The organism is Amycolatopsis pretoriensis (assembly GCF_900107925.1).
Lineage (GTDB): Bacteria > Actinomycetota > Actinomycetes > Mycobacteriales > Pseudonocardiaceae > Amycolatopsis > Amycolatopsis pretoriensis.
On the sequence record NZ_FNUJ01000010.1, the window covers coordinates 335,582 to 351,310 of the forward strand.

Below are 15,729 nucleotides of genomic sequence, written 5' to 3' on the forward strand. Positions count from 1 at the left end.
CGACACATGATCACACTCAGAGGTCTGACGAAACGCTACGGGGAGAAGACCGTCGTCGACGCGCTGACCTGCGACGTCGCGGCGGGTCAGGTGACCGGCTTCCTCGGCCCCAACGGCGCCGGCAAGTCGACGACCATGCGGATGACCGTCGGGCTCGACCACCCGCAGGAAGGCGAGGTCCTGGTCGGCGGCAAGCGGTACGCCGAGCTGCGCAACCCGCTGCGCGAGGTCGGTGCGCTGCTCGACGCGAAGGCGCTGCACCCCGGGCGCAGCGCCGGCAGGCACCTCACGGCCATGGCGCAGAGCAACGGGATCCCGACGAGCCGCGTCGAGGAGGTGCTGGCGACGGTCGGCCTTTCGGACGTCGCGGGCAAGCGGGCCGGGCAGTTCTCGCTCGGCATGGGCCAGCGGCTCGGCATCGCGGGCGCGCTGCTCGGCGACCCGGGCACGCTGCTGTTCGACGAGCCGGTCAACGGCCTCGACCCGGACGGCGTCCGCTGGGTCCGCCAGCTGATGCGGTCGCTGGCCGCCGAGGGGCGGACGGTGTTCGTCTCCAGCCACCTGATGAGCGAAATGCAGCTGACGGCCGACCACCTGATCGTGATCGGCAAGGGAAAGCTGCTGGCCGACGCGCCGGTCGCGGAGTTCATCGCGGGCAATTCCCGCACGACGGTGTCGGTCCGCATCCCGGCCGATCCGGACCGCGCGGCCCTCGACGCCCGGCTGCGCGCCGAAGGGGGCCTGACGCACCCCGGGTCGTCACCGGACGAGCTGGTGGTCGACGGCGTCGACGTCACGCGCATCGGCGACGTGGCGCACGAACTGGGGATCCGCCTGCACGGCCTCGCCGAACGGACGGCGTCGCTCGAGCAGGCGTACATGGAGTTGACGGCTTCTTCGGTGGAGTACGGGGTATCGGCATGACGGTTCTGCAGGCCCGCACGGTGGCATCGGAGTGGACGAAGTTCTGGTCGGTCCGGGCGACGTGGTGGTCATTGATCACGGGAGCGGCGCTGATGCTGGGCTACAGCGCGCTGTCCGGAGTGGCCCAGCGCTACGGCAACGACCCCGAGGCGGCGAGCACGATAGCCCTGGGCGCCGGCTTCTACTTGGCGCAGTTCGCGGTGATCGCACTGGCGACGCTGTTCGTGACGAGCGAATACGCGGGCGGCGGGATCCGCTCGACGCTGCTGTGGACGCCGGTCCGCGCCCGGGTGGCGCTCGCGAAGGCGGCGGTGCTCGTACCGGTGCTGTTCGTCGCCGGAGTCGTCTTGTCATGTCTGGCAATGGGTCTCGCGGGCCTGCTGAAGGACGGCCACGGCCTGCCGACAAGCGTCCCGGCGGCCTTCACGACGGCGATCGGGATGGGCGGATACTTCGCGTTGCTGGGGGTGTTGTGCACGGGCATCGGCTGGGCACTGCGCAGCGCGGCGGGGACGTTGGTGTCGGTGATCGTGCTGCTGCTGCCGCTGCCGCTGATCGTGGGTTCACTGGGGTTGGGCGAGCTGGTGCCGTACTTCCCGGGGATCGCGGGGGTGAACGCGATGGTGGAGTCGGGACAGCCGAACCCGATCACGCAGGCGGTCGCCCCGTACGCACCATGGGTGGGCTTGCTGATCTGCGCGGCCTGGGCGGCCGCCGCGTTGGCGGTGGGCGCGGGAGTGCTGCGCCGCCGAGACGCCTGAGGTCCGGCGCGGGTGCCTGCGCCCGCGCCGCCTGCCTGCGCCCGCACTACTTGCCCAGCCTGCGCCCGCCCTGCCTGCAGCCCGCCCTGCCTGCCTGCGCCTGCCCAGTCTGCGCCCGCCCCGCCTGCAGCCCGCCCTCCCTGGGGGCTGCCCCCGCTTCCAGCGTATCCGGGGCGCCCGACAAAACACCGCGAAACCGCGCGCCAGGGGCCTGGTTGTCCACATCGGCAAAGCCCTGTGGACAACCAGGCTCAACCCACGCCGATCCCCCGCAGGACCTCCCGCGCACTCGTCACCAGCGCCGCCCGCGAAGGCGGAGCCGAAGCCCCCGCCAGGACCCCGAAAATCGTCCCGTCCATCCAATCGACCACCAGCGCCGCATGCCGGTCCGGCTCCGCCGACCCCGCCGCCGCCAGCACCTCCGCGGCCAGCCGCCGGATGGTCGCGCCCCCCGAGTCGTACTGCGCTCGCAGCTCGGGCCGCCGAGTCGCCTCGAGTGCCAGCTCGTACCGCGCCAGCATCCGGGTCCGTCCCGGCCCCAGCGCGTCGGACACGTACCCCGCGATCGACTCCGCCAGTCCCCCGGGCCGCGGCGGAACCCGGTCCAGCACCACGATCCGCGCCATCGTCAGCTCCAGCAGGGCCGCCCGCGTGCGTGCGTAGTACGACGTCGAGCCGAGCGGCAGTCCCGCAGCCCGGTCGACCGCCCGGTGCGTCAAGCCGCGCAGTCCCGAGGCCGCGATCACCTCGATCGCCGCGTCGCCGATCACCGAAATACGGTCCACGAACCGCACTCTACAGGTGTAGAGTGCACTAGAGGAGGAGTCATGCGAGCAGCAGTGGTCGGCGGGGGCATCGGTGGCCTGGGGGCCGCGATCGGACTGCACCGGGCGGGCTGGACGGTCACCGTCCTCGAACAAGCCCCCGAGTTCGGTGACGTCGGCGCCGGCATCTCGCTCTGGCCGAACGCCCTGCGCTGCCTCGACGAACTCGGCGTCGACCTCGGTGACCACCTCGCCGCCCAGGACCAAGGCGGCCTGCGCGACCGCCGCGGGCGGTGGATCGCGCACTGGGACGCGGCCGGCTTCCGGCGCCTCCACGGGCGCCCGCTGGCCGGCATCCACCGCGCCGACCTCATCGCCGGGCTGCGTGACGCGCTCCCCGCCGACTGCCTCCGCACCGGCACCAAGGTCACCGGTGTGACCGAAGACGGCGTCGTCCGCTGCGAGAACGGCGACGAAATCCGGGCCGACCTCGTCGTCGCCGCAGACGGGATCCGCAGCCCGATCCGGCAGGTGCTCTTCCCGCAGCACCCGCAGCCGGTCTACTCCGGCAGCGCGGCCTTCCGCGGCGTCACGCACCACCCCGGCCTCGGGCTGAGCACCACCTTCGCCCCCGGCACCGAGGTGGGCGTGCTCCCGCTGACCGGCGGTGACGTCTACTGGTTCGTCTCCTACGTCACCGCGCCCGGCGCCCGGCCCGCCGACCCCAAGGCGCACCTGAAAGAACACTTCGGCGACTGGCACGAGCCGATCCCGGCGCTCATCGACGCCACCCCGCCGGAAGCCCTGCTGTACCACGACCTCTACCACCTCGGCACGCCGTTGCCGACGTACGTCCGCGGCCGGGTCGCCTTCCTCGGCGACGCCGCGCACGCCATGCCGCCGTTCCTCGGCCAGGGTGGCTGCCAGGCGCTCGAAGACGCCGTGGTGCTCGCGCACCGCGTGTCCACAGTGGATGACATCGATGAAGCGCTCGCCGGCTACGATGCCGAAAGACGCCCCCGCAGCCAACGGATCGCCCGCGCGGCGGTCCGGACGGGCAAGGCCGGGCCGCAGGTCACCAGCCCGCTCCTCACGGCGCTGCGGATGAACTTGCTCCGGCTCGTCCCCACGAAGCTGACGGCCCGGGTGGGCAAGGACATCAACGGCTGGCGGCCTCCGCGTCTCCCCCGGCCAGCCCCGCCTCGTACGCCGTGATCGCCGCCTGCACCCGGTTCTTCGCGCCGAGCCGGGTCAGGATCGTGCTCACGTGCGCCTTCACCGTGCCCTCCACGACGAACATCTTCGCCGCGATGTCCGCATTGGACAGTCCGGAACCCAGTAACGTCAACACTTCCCGCTCACGCGGCGTCAACGCGGAAACCTTCGACCGCGCCGCCGCGGCCCGGGACAGCCGGCCGCCCGACAGGCGCGCGATCACCCGCTGCGCCACCTTCGGCGAGAGGAACGCCGCCCCGTCGGCGACGGCGTGGATGCCGGCCAGCAGTTCGCGCGGGTCACCGGACTTCAGCAGGAACCCGCCCGCGCCCAGCCCCAGCGCGCGCTCGATGTACTCGTCCTCGCCGAACGTCGTGAGCATGATGACGCCCGTCGACGGCAGCAGCCGCCGGATCTCGGCGGCCGCGCCCAGCCCGTCCAGGCCCGGCATCCGGATGTCCAGCAGCACGACGTCCGGGTGCGTGGCGAGCGTCTGAGCCACCGCCGCCCGCCCGTCGGCGGCTTCGGCGACGACCTCGATCCCCGGGTCCGCGCCGAGGATCGCCGCCACCCCCGCCCGCATCATCGCTTCGTCGTCGGCCAGCACGACCCTGATCACTTTGCCCCCTCGGCGAACCAGTCCTTCGAAACCAGCTTGCCATCGGCGAAGCAGAGCCGGTAAGCGGCGTAGTCGTTCTCCAGCCACGACCGCCCGCTGCCGTAGTACTCGCACACCGCGCCCGGCGGCGGGACCGGCTCGCCGCGCGTCGGACGGGCGGCGCGCTGGTGCTCCGGCAGCTGCGGCGCCAGGTCGGCGCGTGCCTGCCCGACGCGCATCCGGTCGTACGCCGGACCGGGCAGCTCCGAGGAGTTCCACTGGTAGAGGAACGCGATCCCGCTGACCGCGAGCAGCACCCCGAAGAGCGCGAGCGGGATGGTGACGGCGTAGACCAGGCTGCGCCGCACGTCCCGGCGCGCGACCTCCAGGGCCCGGGCGGCCGTCGGCTGCCCGACGGCGTCGTCGGCCGCTTCCCGCCCCTCCGGCGTCTCCTCGACGGGCGCGGCGTCGTGCGGCAGCGTCGCGGTGACGGCGAACCCGCCTTCGCGCGGTCCGGCTCGCAGCGTCCCGCCGACGAGCCGGACGCGTTCGCGCAGGCCGATCAGCCCCAGCCGCCCGGACGCGGCACCCGGCAGCGGCCCGGCGGGCGGGGCCGCGTTGACGACGCTCACCTCGGTCTCGGCACCGGTGCTCGTCACGCGCACCACCACCGCCGCGCCCGGCGCGTGCTTGGCCACGTTCGTCAGCCCTTCCTGCACCACGCGGTAGGCGGCCCGGGCGACCATCGGGGGCGCCAGCGAAGTGTCCACTGTGGAATCGATGAGCAACCCGGACGCGCGGGCCCGCGCGATCAGTTCGCCGAGGTCGCCCTGCACCGGTTCGACCGGTGCGGCGTCCTCGCGCAGCACGCCGATGATCTCGCGCAGCCGTTCGGTGGCCGCCGCGGCGCCGGCTCGCAGCTGCGCGGCCGCGTCCCGCTGGGGGTCGTCGAGCCCGGCCGCGACTTCGAGAGCCGCCGCGCGGACAGCGATCAGGCTCAGCTCGTGGCCCAGCGAGTCGTGCATGTCGCTGGCGATCCGGGCGCGTTCGCGCAGCCGCGCCTGGTCGGCGACCAGCCGCTGCCTGCTTTCCATCTCCTCGGCCCGGCGCCAGCCGGTGCGGGCGAGCTCGCCGCGCGTCCGGACGTACCGGCCGAGCAGCCACGGCGACAGTCCGCCGAACACCAGGATCGCCATCATCGAGCCCCAGTCGCCGAGGCCGTCGGGCGCGACGAGCAGCGACACCGGGATGCCGAGCAGCGAGACGGCCGCGCCGGTCAGGACGGCCGGCCGGACCCGGGCCATCCGCAGCGCGGCCTGGTAGCTCATCGCCACCAGCACGAACACCGTCCACACCGGCACGCGGTCGCCGTACGGGAAGGGGACGGCGAGCGTCCCGACCAGCGCGATGCCGAGCGAGACGGCGGGGTAGCGCCGGGCCGTCGCGACCGAGCCGGCGACGACGACGAGCCCGGCGACCAGCTCCCAGGTCCGCTCCCCCAGCGCGTCGGCGACGACGATGAACGCCAGGAACAGCCCGAGCAGCACGTCGAGCACCACGCGCCACCTGCGCTTCGTCACCTCTCGCACGGGTTCGAAGCTACAAGTTCCTCAGCGGGCCGGACCACTGCCGAAAGTCAAGGTGTCCACGAAGGCGAGCGTCTGCGGCCAGGACAGCGCGAACGCCTCGGCGTTGACGCTCGCGCCGTGCCGCGCGGAGTCGCTGAAGCCGTGTTCGGCACCCGGGAAGTGCTGGGTGAACGTCGCGCCCCGGGCCCGGGACTGCAGGGCCGCCTGGAGCAGGCCGAACGTCTCGTGCGAGACGACGGAGTCGGCCTCCGGGTAGGCCACGAGCACCGGCGCCGTGATCCGGGTCGACAAATCGACCGTGTCCAGCTCGTGGTTCGGCGGCGCCGGGTCGCGGACGGTCGGGTGGTAGGCGACGACGCCGGAAAGCCGCTGGTCACGGGCAGCGAGCAGGAGCGCGAACCGGCCGCCGAGGCACCAGCCCATGACCCCGGCGGAAGTGCAGCCGAGGTCGCCGAGCAGGTGGTCGAGCAACGCGGTCTGTTCGGCCAACGCCGGTTCGTCGCGCAGCTCGCCCAGCTTCGCGCCGAGGTCTTCGCGGGAGGTGTTGTCGGTGCTCGCGCCGTGGAAGACGTCCCAGGCCAGCGCGGTGATCCCACGGCCGGCGAGCTCGTCGGCCCAGGCCCGGACCTGCGTGCCGATGCCGGTGATCATCGGCAGGAGCAGCGTCCCGCGTTCGGAGCCGCCGTCCGGGCGGGCCAGGTACGCGGACAGGTCGCCGACACGGACAGTGGACGTCTCGATGGTCATGATCGCACCGTAGCGGCCCGGTTCGACCGGGCGCCGGTCTTCGCGCCCGTCGCCGTCTCGCCCACTACGGGTCGCCGCGAGGACCCTCTTCGTGCCGAACAGGGCGATGACCCCGAGGATCAGGGCGGTCCAGGCCAGGCCGCCGAACTTCGACGGCACAGGTGCGGCCTGCTGCGGAGCGGGCGGCATGGGGGGCATGCGGAACGGACTTGACCACCGTCCGGGTGAAAAGGCCGCCGCGGTGTTGCATGATGATCCACCATGGCCGAGCGCACACTCGCCGAACAGCTGGGCGGCACCCTCCCCGGCGGCATCGACGCCCTCGAAGAGCACGTACGGCAGGACCTCGCCGACGCACTGCGCGACGCGCGCAGAAGGCAGGCGAAAGCGCTCGCCGAAGCCGGCGAAGAGGGTCTGAAGTACGTCCCCGCGCTGCTGCGCGGCGCCGTCCGGAAGGCAGTCGGGCTGTGACCAACTACGAAGCCGAGGCCGAGATCCTCAAGCTCGCCCGCGTCCTCGACGTCGAGCCCGCGCGGCTCGAGTACCTCGCCCGCGTCGACGCCGGCGACCTGCAGGCCTTCCGCGAACAGGTCACCGACACGCTGTTCGACGCCAACATCGCCGTGCTGCAGCGGATGGCGCTGGCCGCGCGGCTGCTGCCCGGCGGCGTGCTCGCCAAGATCGCTGAGAAGGTGTTCGGCCCGCTGCTGTGTGCCCGGATCGCCGGGGTGGTCGACGTCGCGCGCGGGGTCGACGTCGCCAAGCGGCTGTCCCCGCGGTTCCTCGCCGAGGTCGCGGCCGAGCTCGACCCGCGGCGCGCGAGCGCGATCATCTCCCGCATCCCGCTCGACACCGTGCTCGCCGTCGCGAACGAACTCGCGCGCAAGCAGGACTGGATCACGCTCGGCCGGTTCGTCGGGCACCTGCCCGACCCGACCGTGCGGCGGGCCCTCGACGAGATCGACGACCCCGGCCTGCTGCGGATCGCCTTCGTGCTCGACGACAAGAGCCGCGTCGACCACGTCGTCGGCCTGCTGCCGGCCCACCGCCTCGGCCGGCTGATCACCGCCGCCGGGGCCGACGAAGACCTGTGGACCCCGGCGCTGGACCTGCTGAACCACCTCGGCGACGCCCGCCGTGCGACGCTCGAACCGATGCTCGGCGGGCTCCCGGACGGGTTCCGGGAACGCGCTCAGGCGACGATCAAGTAGATCCCGTACCCGACGATCGCCGCGCACAGGGCGAAGCAGATGACCGCGCCGGCCAGCGGGCCGGTGCCGGACGCCCCGGACTCGCGGGCCGACTCGCGCTGCGAGAGCCCGACGACTCCGAACGAGAACAGGCTCGTCAGCACGACCACCGAAGCGAGCGCGACGACGAAGACGAGACCGAGAGAACCCCAATCGATGTGCACGGCGCTCCTCAGGCGTTGGCCGGCTGCGCGGCCGGTTCGGGTTCGTTGATGGTCTTGGCGCTGATCGGGTTCCGCTTCGACGCGAGGTAGATGCCCACCGCGACGACGACCCCGGCGATGCCGATCAGGACGGTTCCCCAGCTGCCGAGCGTCGAGACCTCGGCGGCGACCGCCCCGACGATCGCGGCGGCGGGCAGCGTCAGCGCCCAGGCCACGACCATCTTCCCGGCGACGCCCCAACGCACCTCGGCGAGGCGGCGGCCCAGGCCGGAGCCGATGATGCCGCCCGAGCAGACGTGCGTGGTGGACAGCGCGAACCCGAGGTGCGCCGAGGTCAGGATGACCGCCGCGGCGCTGGTCTCGGCCGCGAAGCCCTGCGGCGTCTGGATTTCGGTGAGCTTCTTGCCCATCGTCTGGATGATCCGCCAGCCGCCGAGGTAGGTGCCCAGCGCGATCGCGGCACCCGCGGTGAGGATGACCCAGATCGGCGGGTTGGACCCCGGCGCGAGCGAGCCCGACGCGATCAGCGTCAGCGTGATGACGCCCATGGTCTTCTGCGCGTCGTTCGTGCCGTGCGCGAGCGAGACCAGCGACGCCGAGGCGATCTGGCCGGCCTTGAACGTCTTGCCCACCGTGCCTTCCTTGGCGCGGGCGGTGATCCGGTAGACGAGGAAGGTGCCCAGCGTCGCGACGATCCCGGCGACGATCGGCGAGGCCAGCGCGGGGATCAGGACCTTCTCGACGACCTTGCCGAAGTGGACGGCGTCGGAGCCCGACGCGATCCAGGTGGCGCCGATCAGCCCGCCGAAGAGCGCGTGCGAGGAGCTCGACGGCAGCCCGATGAGCCAGGTCACCAGGTTCCACACGATCGCCCCGACCAGGCCGGCGAAGATGATCACCGGCGTCACCTTGGTGTCGTCGACGATGCCACCCGAGATCGTCTTGGCGACCTCCACCGAGAGGAACGCGCCGACGAGGTTGAGCACCGCGGACACCGCGACCGCGATCCTCGGCTTGAGCGCACCGGTCGCGATCGAAGTGGCCATCGCGTTGGCCGTGTCGTGGAAGCCGTTGGTGAAGTCGAAGGCCAACGCCGCGACGATCACCACCAGCACGATCAGTGAGAAGTCCATGGGTGACTCTCCCGTCCCGAAGTCGCTGCGGAAAAACGCTACTTGCGTGGTGCCCCGGCCCCGGTCCCGAAGGCGTGACGGCTGACTGAACTCTCAATGAACCCGAAAGCGCTTTCCCGGCATATCCGGCATTTCCGGCGGGGTAGGGCTGGCCCGACCGGCGAACCGGGGGCCTGGCCCAGTGCCCCGGGCCTCGGCGGCTGCGACCGTCGACACCGGCGGAAGGGGCCACGATGAACAAGCTGGGGTGGGCGGTCGTCGCAACGGTGACGTCGGCGGTGCTGTTCTTCTTCGGGACCGGTCTGGATCCCGTCCCCGAGCTGGCGTGGCTCGCGCCGCTGCCGATCCTGCTGCTGGCGCCCCGGGTGTCCGGCGCCGCCGCGCTCGGCTGCGCGTTCCTCGCCTACGCCGCGGGCAGCGCCGGCAGCTGGAGCTACTTCTGGCACTCCCTGGCGGTCCCGCGCCCGGCCGCGATCGCGATCCTCGGCGGCAGCGCGCTGCTGTTCGCGCTGTCGGCCGGCCTCTTCCGGCTCCTGGTCCGCCGCGGCAACGGCCTCTTGGCCGCGCTCGCCGCACCCGCATTGTGGACCGTCGCGCTCTACGGCGTCTCGCTGCTCAACCCGACCGGCGTGATGGACACCCTGATGACGACCCAGGCCGACCGGCCGGCCGTGCTGCGGCTCGCCGCGGTCACCGGCGGCTGGGGCGTGGAGTTCCTCGTGCTGTTCGTCCCGGCGGCGGTCGCCGCCGCGCTCGCCCCCGGCGTGCGCACCCGGTCCCGGCTGACCGGGCTGGTCGCCGTCGCCGCCGAACTCGGCGCACTGGTCTTCTGGACCGCGCCGGCGATCACCGGACCGACGACCCGGATCGCCCTGGTGGCGCCCGGACAGAACCGCTGGGCGGTCGACGTCGCCACACCGGACGGCCAGGCGCTCGTCCGGTCCTATGTGGACCGGATCGGCCGGCTGCCGGACGGCGTCCAGGCCGTCGTGCTCCCGGAAGCGGCCTTCGCGGTGGACCAGACCAGCCGGCCACGGCTCGTCGAGGCCTTCGCCGAGGTGGCCCGCACGCGCAACCTCGACGTCGTCACCGGCGTCCTCGACACCACCCCGGAAGGCCGGTTCAACGCGGCGCTCGCCGTGCCCCCGTCCGGCGCGCCGGTCGAATACCGCAAGTGGCACAACGGGGATTCGCCGAACCTCGCGTCCGGCACGCAGCTCGCGCACCTGGCCGGGATCGGGCTGATGGTGTGCATGGACGTCAACTTCGCCGACCCCAGCGGCGAATACGGCGAAGCCGGCACGGGCCTGGTGCTCATCCCGGCCTCCGACGAGGACACCGACGGCTGGGCGCACAGTCGGACGGCGCTGATCCGCGGCGTCGAAAACGGTTTCTCGGTGGCGTGGAGCGCGGCCCGCGGGACGCCGATGCTGGCCGACGCCCAGGGCCACGTGCTGGCCGACGCCCACACCGGCGGCGGCCCGTTCACGGTCGTCGTCGCCGACGTCCCGATCGGCTCGGGGAAGACGCCGTACGCGCGGTTCGGCGACTGGTTCGCGTGGCTCTGCGGCCTGGTCGCGCTGACCGGGATCGCCGTCGGGGCGCGGAAAGCGTCAGACTTCGAGCGCCTTGGCGTTGCGTAGCACCTTCGACCACGCCGGATCGGCGCACAGCGTGCAGCCGGGCCCGAAGAACACCCCGCGCGCCTGCTGGTCGCCGGCCAGCCAGTAGCGGAACCACGCGGTGATCGCGCCGCGGAAGCCGCCACCGTCGCCGGCCGGGGTGAAGTGGGTGGCCCCGGCGAGTTCGCCGTAGACGGCGGGGACCTGCGACGCGGCGTAGTAGCGCGGGATCACCAGCAGGGCGGGCACGACGATGACGTCGAGCTGGCGGCCGGAACGGCTTCCACCCTGATTGTGACCTGACACAAAGAACCGTCGCCATCTCTGAGCGTTCTCCCAGGTCGCGTCCAGGGGCATGTGACCGATCATGAGCTGCATCACTTACTGACGGGTAACTGGAGGCAACGGAATGCGGGTCACCAACGGCGGTGTCAAGCGAACCCTGGCCGTGCTCGCCGCGGCGCTCACCTTCGGCGCGGTCGCGCCGGCGGTCGCCGAAGCGGCGCCGAGCAGCGGCTGGAACGACTGGGGCTGCCGGCCGGCGGCGGCGCACCCGGAGCCCGTCGTGCTCGTGCACGGGCTCGGCGCGAACGACTCGGTCAACTGGTTCTTCCACGCCCCGAAGATCGCCGCCCAGGGCTACTGCGTCTTCTCGCTGACCTACGGCACCGGCGTCCTCGGCCCGGGCGTCGGCGGGCTCGCGTCCATGCGGGACAGCGCCGCGCAGCTCGGCCGGTTCGTGGACAAGGTCCGGTCGGCGACCGGCGCGGCGAAGGTCGACATCGTCGGCCACTCCGAGGGCAGCACGATGCCCGCGTACTACCTGAAGTTCGGCGGCGGCGCGGCGAAGGTCGCGCACTTCGTCGGCTTCGGCGCGAACTACCGCGGCACCACCCTCGGCGGCCTCGACGCGCTCGCCAAGGCCCTGCTGACGACCGTGCCCGGGCTCGACCTGGTCCTGCGGACCGCCTGCGGCGCCTGCAAGGAGTACCTGGCGCCGTCGGCGTTCCTGACCGACCTCGCCCGCGGCGGCGTCCACGTCCCCGGGCCGGCGTACACGAGCATCGTGAGCAAGTACGACGAAGTGGTGACGCCGTACACGAGCGGAATCCTGAACGAGCCGGGCACGACGGACATCGTGCTGCAGGACTTCTGCGGTTCGGACGCGTCGGGCCACCTGAGCCAGGCGATCGACCCGAACGTGACCGGGCTGATCCTGCACGCGCTGGACTCGTCCTACACGCCGGCGTGCACACCGTTCACCCTCCCGCTGTGAGCGGGTTCTGCCCGAGGTACCGGTGGCCGTTCTCGGCGGACTCCCGCACGGCGGCGAAACCGTAGTCCACCATCGCGGTCTCGTAGGCCGCGACGGCCTCGAGCAGCGGGGCCCCGGCCAGCGCGGACGCCAACGCCGCACCGTCGCGCAACGCGGTGTTGGCGCCCGCGCCGCCGGCCGGGCTCATCGCGTGGATCGCGTCGCCGGCGAGCGTCACGCGCGACGGTTCCCACGGCCCGATCGGCACGCTCGTGCGGATCGGCTGCGGGAACGTCGCCGGGACGTCCCAGTGCCCGACCATCGCGCGGGCCAGCGGGTGCCAGCCGTCGACCAGGCCGAGCGCGATCTTCTGCAGGTCACCAGGGGTCATCGCGGCGAGCTCCGCCTCGGTGTGGCCGACGACTTCCCAGCGGGCGCCGACCGAGCAGGTCATGTACGGCCGGTCGTCGCGCAGCCGCAGGTCCGGCACCAGCCGCGCGCACGCGTCGGCGACCGGTTCGGGGTAGTCGACGGGCGCGAACCCGGCCATCGTGCGGTCCGGGCCGAGCATCATGGAGAACACCGCGAACATCTCGGGTTCGAACAGCGCCCGGGTGTCCGGGGTGAGCGGGATCCGGCCGTAGAGGTGCACGAGCCCGGCGTCGACGACCCGCGCGTGCGGCAGGTACTGCTGCCGCACCGGAGAATTGATCCCGTCCGCGCCGACCAGCAGGCTGCCGCGTGCGGAAGTTCCGTCGGCGAAATGCGCCGTCACGCCGTCTTCGTCGGTTTCGTAGTGCGTGAACCGCTTGCCGTACCGGACTTCCTGGCCGTGCAGCAGGATCTGCCGCAGGGTGAAGCGGTTGACGTTGAGGTGGGTTCCCTCGTCTTCGAGGCGCGTCAGCAACCGCAGCCGATCGTCGTAGACGTTCGTGTGCGGCAGCGCCCTCCCTGCGGTGGCGCGGAGAAGTTCGTGCAGCTCCGGGCGCAAGACTTCGCTGAGCGCCGCATCGCCGACGCCACCGATGTGCAGCCGGTAGCCCTGCTTGCGGGCGCCGGCCGACTCGTCGCGTTCGTAGACCTGGCACGGGATTCCGGCCCGGCGCAGCCCGTGCGCCAAGCTCAGGCCACCCAGACCGGCACCGATGATGATCACAGACACAGCTGTCCCTTCGTCGCTTCCGAGGAAGGGACGCACAGGTAAGCCTGCCGATGCCGCCCGGACTAACCCATACCGGACTGTGTCTTCGCGCGTCCTCGCGTCCGACGTTAGCGCACCCGTTCTCCGGCGCGCCACACCGATTTCGTCAGCGGCACGCCCGGCCGGTAAGCCAGGTGGGTCACCGAAGGCGCGTCGAGCACGTGGACGTCCGCCCGCGCCCCAGGCCGCAGGACGCCCACGTCCTCCCGGCGCAACGCCTCCGCCCCGCCCGCCGTCGCCGCCCAGACCGCTTCCTCGATCGTCATCCGCATCTGCAGCACCGCCGTCGCGACGCAGAACGCCATCGACGTCGTGTACGAGCTGCCCGGGTTGGCGTTGCTGGCCAACGCGACCGTCGCGCCCGCGTCGAGCAGCCGCCGTGCCGGGGCCAGCGCCTGACGAGTCGACAAATCGCACGCCGGCAGCAAAGTCGCGACCGTGCCGGAAGCCGCCAACGCCTCTACATCGGCGTCGCTCAGGTAAGTGCAGTGGTCGACGCTCGCCGCGCCCAGCTCCACCGCCAGCCGCACGCCCGGGCCTTCGCCGAGCTGGTTGCCGTGCACCCGCAAGCCGAGCCCGCGCCCGGCCGCGGCCTTCAGCACCCGCGCCGACTGCGCCTCGTCGAACGCTCCCGTCTCGCAGAAGACGTCCGCCCAGCGCACGCTTTCCGCGACCGCGTCGAGCATCTCGCCACACACCAAGTCCACATAGGACTCCGCGTCGACACCCGGCGGCACGAGGTGCGCGCCGAGGAACGTCACCTCGTCGGCGACCTCCCCGGCGATCCGGGCCGAGCGCGCCTCGTCCGCGACGGTCAGCCCGTAGCCCGTCTTCGTCTCCAGGCACGTCGTCCCCTGCCGGGCCGCCTCGTCGACGTGCCGGCGCAGGTTCGCGGCCAGCTGCTCGTCGGACGCCTCCCGCGTCGCGCCGACGGTGATCGCGATTCCGCCGGCGGTGTAAGGCTTTCCCGCCATCCGGGCCTCGAACTCGGCCGTGCGGTCACCGGCGAAGACGAGGTGCGTGTGGCTGTCGACCCAGCCCGGCAGTACCGCGCGGCCTTCGACGTCGACGCGCTCGTCGGCGTCCGGCGCATCCACCGCCGGCCCCACCCACGCGATCTTGTCGCGGTCCACGACCAGTGCCGCGTCGGTCAGCCGACCCAGCGCAGGGTCGTTGGTCGTGAGTTCGCCGATGCCCGTGATCAGGACTGCCACAGTGCCTCGATCTCCTTCGCCAGCAGGGTTTCCGGACGGTCGATGAGCAGGTGCGCGCCGTCCCGCACGACCTCGCGGCCCGCGACGACGACGTGCCGGACGTCGGCCCCCGAAGCCGCGAACAGTACCCCGGACGGCTCGATCCCGGCCGTCCGGACCGAATCCAGGCCGACGGTGACGAAGTCCGCGCCCGCCCCCTCGGCGAGCGCGCCGACCCCGTCCCACCCGATCGCCGCGTGGTCCGTGCCCGCCGCCAGGAGTTCTTCGGCGGTGAACCGGCCGCGTTCCTCGCTGGCCAGCCGGTCGTCCAGTTCAAGCGCGCGGGTCTCCTCGAACGCGTCGACGACGGCGTTGCTGTCACTGCCGATGCCCAGCCGCACCCCGGCGTCCCGCAGCGCGCGGGCCGGGCCGATGCCGTCGCCGAGGTCCCGTTCGGTGGTCGGGCAGAAGCACGCCCGCGCCCCGCTCAGCCGCTCGATGTCCGACGCGGTGAGGTGCGTGGCGTGCACGGCGACCAGCCGGTCGGTGAGCACCCCGTGCTCGTCGAGCAGCTCGGTGGGCGTGCGGCCGTAAGCGGCCTGGCACTGCTCGTTTTCGGCCCGCTGCTCCGACAAGTGGATGTGCACCACGCGCGGGCTGTCCACAAGCGACAGTTCGGCCGCCGGCACCGCACGCACGGAATGGATCGCCCCGCCGACGCGGAACAGGTCGTCCTCTTCCAGAAGAGCGACCCGCGAAGCCCACGCCGAAGCGGAGCCGTCGGAGAACCGCCGCTGGACCTCGTCCGGTTCGACACCGATGCCGCCCGCGAGGTAGCACGTGTCCAGCAGCGTCAACCGGATCCCGGCGTCGGCCGCGGCTTGCCGCAGGGCCGCGCCCATCGCGTTCGGGTCGGCGTACGGCTTCCCGCCGGGCGCGTGGTGCAGGTAGTGGAACTCCCCCACGCTCGTGTAGCCGCCGAGCACCATCTCGGCGTAGACCCCGCGGGCCAGCCGGTAGCAGGTGTCCGGGTCGAGCCGGGACGCCAGGGCGTACATCCGCTCGCGCCAGGTCCAGAACGTGCCGCGCTCGTGGTGCGTCCGCCCCCGCAGCGCCCGGTGGAACGCGTGCGAGTGCCCGTTCGCGAACCCGGGCAGCGTCAGCCCCGGCAGCAGCACGCCGCCGCGGGGCGCGCCCGACGCCACCGAAGTGATCCGGCCGTCCGAGACGTCGATCCGCACCCCGGTAGCGATCCCGCCGGGCAGCCAGGCCTGTTCGCACCAGAAAACTGTCGGTGCCGGGCGATAGGCTGG

17 protein-coding genes are annotated in these 15,729 nt (G+C 72.5%); 7 read left to right on the plus strand and 10 right to left on the minus strand.

What is annotated here, in order from left to right; all coding sequences use genetic code 11:
- The first annotated feature begins 6 nt into the window (after nt 1-6).
- A complete protein-coding gene (locus BLV96_RS38930) occupies nt 7-924 on the plus strand; it encodes an ATP-binding cassette domain-containing protein (RefSeq protein ID WP_086680984.1) in 918 nt (305 codons plus the stop codon).
- The gene (locus tag BLV96_RS38935; protein WP_091390196.1) at nt 921-1,685 is read left to right on the plus strand and encodes an ABC transporter permease; all 765 of its coding nucleotides are present in this window, start codon (nt 921-923) and stop codon (nt 1,683-1,685) included. The genes BLV96_RS38930 and BLV96_RS38935 overlap by 4 nt, the downstream gene beginning before the upstream one ends.
- 251 nt (nt 1,686-1,936) lie before the next feature.
- Here BLV96_RS38935 and BLV96_RS38940 read toward each other — a convergent pair whose 3' ends face one another.
- Entirely contained in the window at nt 1,937-2,470 is a 534-nt protein-coding gene (locus tag BLV96_RS38940) for a TetR/AcrR family transcriptional regulator (protein ID WP_244180809.1), read from the minus strand.
- 42 nt (nt 2,471-2,512) lie between these two features.
- Between BLV96_RS38940 and BLV96_RS38945 the strand changes: the two genes are divergently transcribed.
- Nucleotides 2,513-3,664 carry an FAD-dependent monooxygenase gene (locus BLV96_RS38945; RefSeq protein WP_208608439.1) on the plus strand — a complete coding sequence of 384 codons (1,152 nt, stop codon included), beginning with the start codon at nt 2,513-2,515 and terminating at the stop codon, nt 3,662-3,664.
- On the opposite strand, the gene BLV96_RS38950 is transcribed toward BLV96_RS38945, so the two are convergent.
- From BLV96_RS38950 to BLV96_RS38960, 3 genes are read right to left on the minus strand one after another with little or no spacing between them, the layout of a single operon-like run.
- Nucleotides 3,609-4,283: a response regulator gene (locus BLV96_RS38950; protein ID WP_086676326.1), complete on the minus strand. Its 675-nt coding sequence runs from the start codon at nt 4,281-4,283 to the stop codon at nt 3,609-3,611. The genes BLV96_RS38945 and BLV96_RS38950 overlap by 56 nt on opposite strands.
- Nucleotides 4,280-5,851, minus strand: coding sequence for a sensor histidine kinase (locus tag BLV96_RS38955; protein WP_086676324.1), 1,572 nt, complete (start codon nt 5,849-5,851; stop codon nt 4,280-4,282). Before BLV96_RS38955 ends, BLV96_RS38950 begins: the two co-directional genes overlap by 4 nt.
- Nucleotides 5,852-5,872: 21 nt before the next feature.
- On the minus strand, nt 5,873-6,787 hold the full coding sequence (locus BLV96_RS38960; RefSeq protein ID WP_341866139.1) for a dienelactone hydrolase family protein: 915 nt from the start codon (nt 6,785-6,787) through the stop codon (nt 5,873-5,875).
- 72 nt (nt 6,788-6,859) lie between these two features.
- Between BLV96_RS38960 and BLV96_RS38965 the strand changes: the two genes are divergently transcribed.
- On the plus strand, nt 6,860-7,069 hold the full coding sequence (locus BLV96_RS38965) for a hypothetical protein (RefSeq protein WP_086676322.1): 210 nt from the start codon (nt 6,860-6,862) through the stop codon (nt 7,067-7,069).
- Complete coding sequence (locus tag BLV96_RS38970) at nt 7,066-7,809, plus strand: hypothetical protein (RefSeq protein WP_086676321.1); 744 nt, start codon at nt 7,066-7,068, stop codon at nt 7,807-7,809. The genes BLV96_RS38965 and BLV96_RS38970 overlap by 4 nt, the downstream gene beginning before the upstream one ends.
- Here the strand turns inward: BLV96_RS38970 and BLV96_RS38975 are convergent.
- On the minus strand, nt 7,791-8,012 hold the full coding sequence (locus BLV96_RS38975; RefSeq protein ID WP_086676319.1) for a hypothetical protein: 222 nt from the start codon (nt 8,010-8,012) through the stop codon (nt 7,791-7,793). The genes BLV96_RS38970 and BLV96_RS38975 overlap by 19 nt on opposite strands.
- Nucleotides 8,013-8,020: 8 nt before the next feature.
- Entirely contained in the window at nt 8,021-9,145 is a 1,125-nt protein-coding gene (locus tag BLV96_RS38980; RefSeq protein WP_086676316.1) for an inorganic phosphate transporter, read from the minus strand.
- Between the two features lie 233 nt (nt 9,146-9,378).
- Between BLV96_RS38980 and BLV96_RS38985 the strand changes: the two genes are divergently transcribed.
- On the plus strand, nt 9,379-10,788 hold the full coding sequence (locus BLV96_RS38985) for a carbon-nitrogen hydrolase family protein (protein ID WP_086676314.1): 1,410 nt from the start codon (nt 9,379-9,381) through the stop codon (nt 10,786-10,788).
- On the opposite strand, the gene BLV96_RS38990 is transcribed toward BLV96_RS38985, so the two are convergent.
- Nucleotides 10,759-11,073, minus strand: a complete 315-nt coding sequence (locus BLV96_RS38990; RefSeq protein WP_244180811.1) for a hypothetical protein — start codon at nt 11,071-11,073, stop codon at nt 10,759-10,761. The genes BLV96_RS38985 and BLV96_RS38990 overlap by 30 nt on opposite strands.
- Before the next feature lie 103 nt (nt 11,074-11,176).
- Between BLV96_RS38990 and BLV96_RS38995 the strand changes: the two genes are divergently transcribed.
- Nucleotides 11,177-12,043: an esterase/lipase family protein gene (locus BLV96_RS38995; protein WP_086676312.1), complete on the plus strand. Its 867-nt coding sequence runs from the start codon at nt 11,177-11,179 to the stop codon at nt 12,041-12,043.
- Here BLV96_RS38995 and BLV96_RS39000 read toward each other — a convergent pair.
- The 3 genes from BLV96_RS39000 to BLV96_RS39010 form a co-directional block, all read right to left on the minus strand.
- Entirely contained in the window at nt 12,027-13,184 is a 1,158-nt protein-coding gene (locus BLV96_RS39000) for an FAD-dependent oxidoreductase (protein ID WP_244180813.1), read from the minus strand. The genes BLV96_RS38995 and BLV96_RS39000 overlap by 17 nt on opposite strands.
- Before the next feature lie 107 nt (nt 13,185-13,291).
- Entirely contained in the window at nt 13,292-14,437 is a 1,146-nt protein-coding gene (gene hutI / locus BLV96_RS39005) for an imidazolonepropionase (protein ID WP_086676308.1), read from the minus strand.
- A complete protein-coding gene (locus tag BLV96_RS39010; RefSeq protein WP_244180815.1) occupies nt 14,425-15,657 on the minus strand; it encodes a formimidoylglutamate deiminase in 1,233 nt (410 codons plus the stop codon). Before BLV96_RS39010 ends, hutI begins: the two co-directional genes overlap by 13 nt.
- Nucleotides 15,658-15,729: the final 72 nt, after the last annotated feature.

Coding starts and splice junctions, on each gene's coding strand:
- BLV96_RS38985 (WP_086676314.1), top strand. CDS start 9,379: ATGAACAAGCTGGGGTGGGCGGTCGTCGCAACGGTGACGTCGGCGGTG.
- BLV96_RS38980 (WP_086676316.1), bottom strand. CDS start 9,145: ATGGACTTCTCACTGATCGTGCTGGTGGTGATCGTCGCGGCGTTGGCC.
- BLV96_RS38930 (WP_086680984.1), top strand. CDS start 7: ATGATCACACTCAGAGGTCTGACGAAACGCTACGGGGAGAAGACCGTC.
- BLV96_RS38965 (WP_086676322.1), top strand. CDS start 6,860: ATGGCCGAGCGCACACTCGCCGAACAGCTGGGCGGCACCCTCCCCGGC.
- BLV96_RS38935 (WP_091390196.1), top strand. CDS start 921: ATGACGGTTCTGCAGGCCCGCACGGTGGCATCGGAGTGGACGAAGTTC.
- BLV96_RS38945 (WP_208608439.1), top strand. CDS start 2,513: ATGCGAGCAGCAGTGGTCGGCGGGGGCATCGGTGGCCTGGGGGCCGCG.
- BLV96_RS38960 (WP_341866139.1), bottom strand. CDS start 6,787: ATGCCGCCCGCTCCGCAGCAGGCCGCACCTGTGCCGTCGAAGTTCGGC.
- BLV96_RS38995 (WP_086676312.1), top strand. CDS start 11,177: ATGCGGGTCACCAACGGCGGTGTCAAGCGAACCCTGGCCGTGCTCGCC.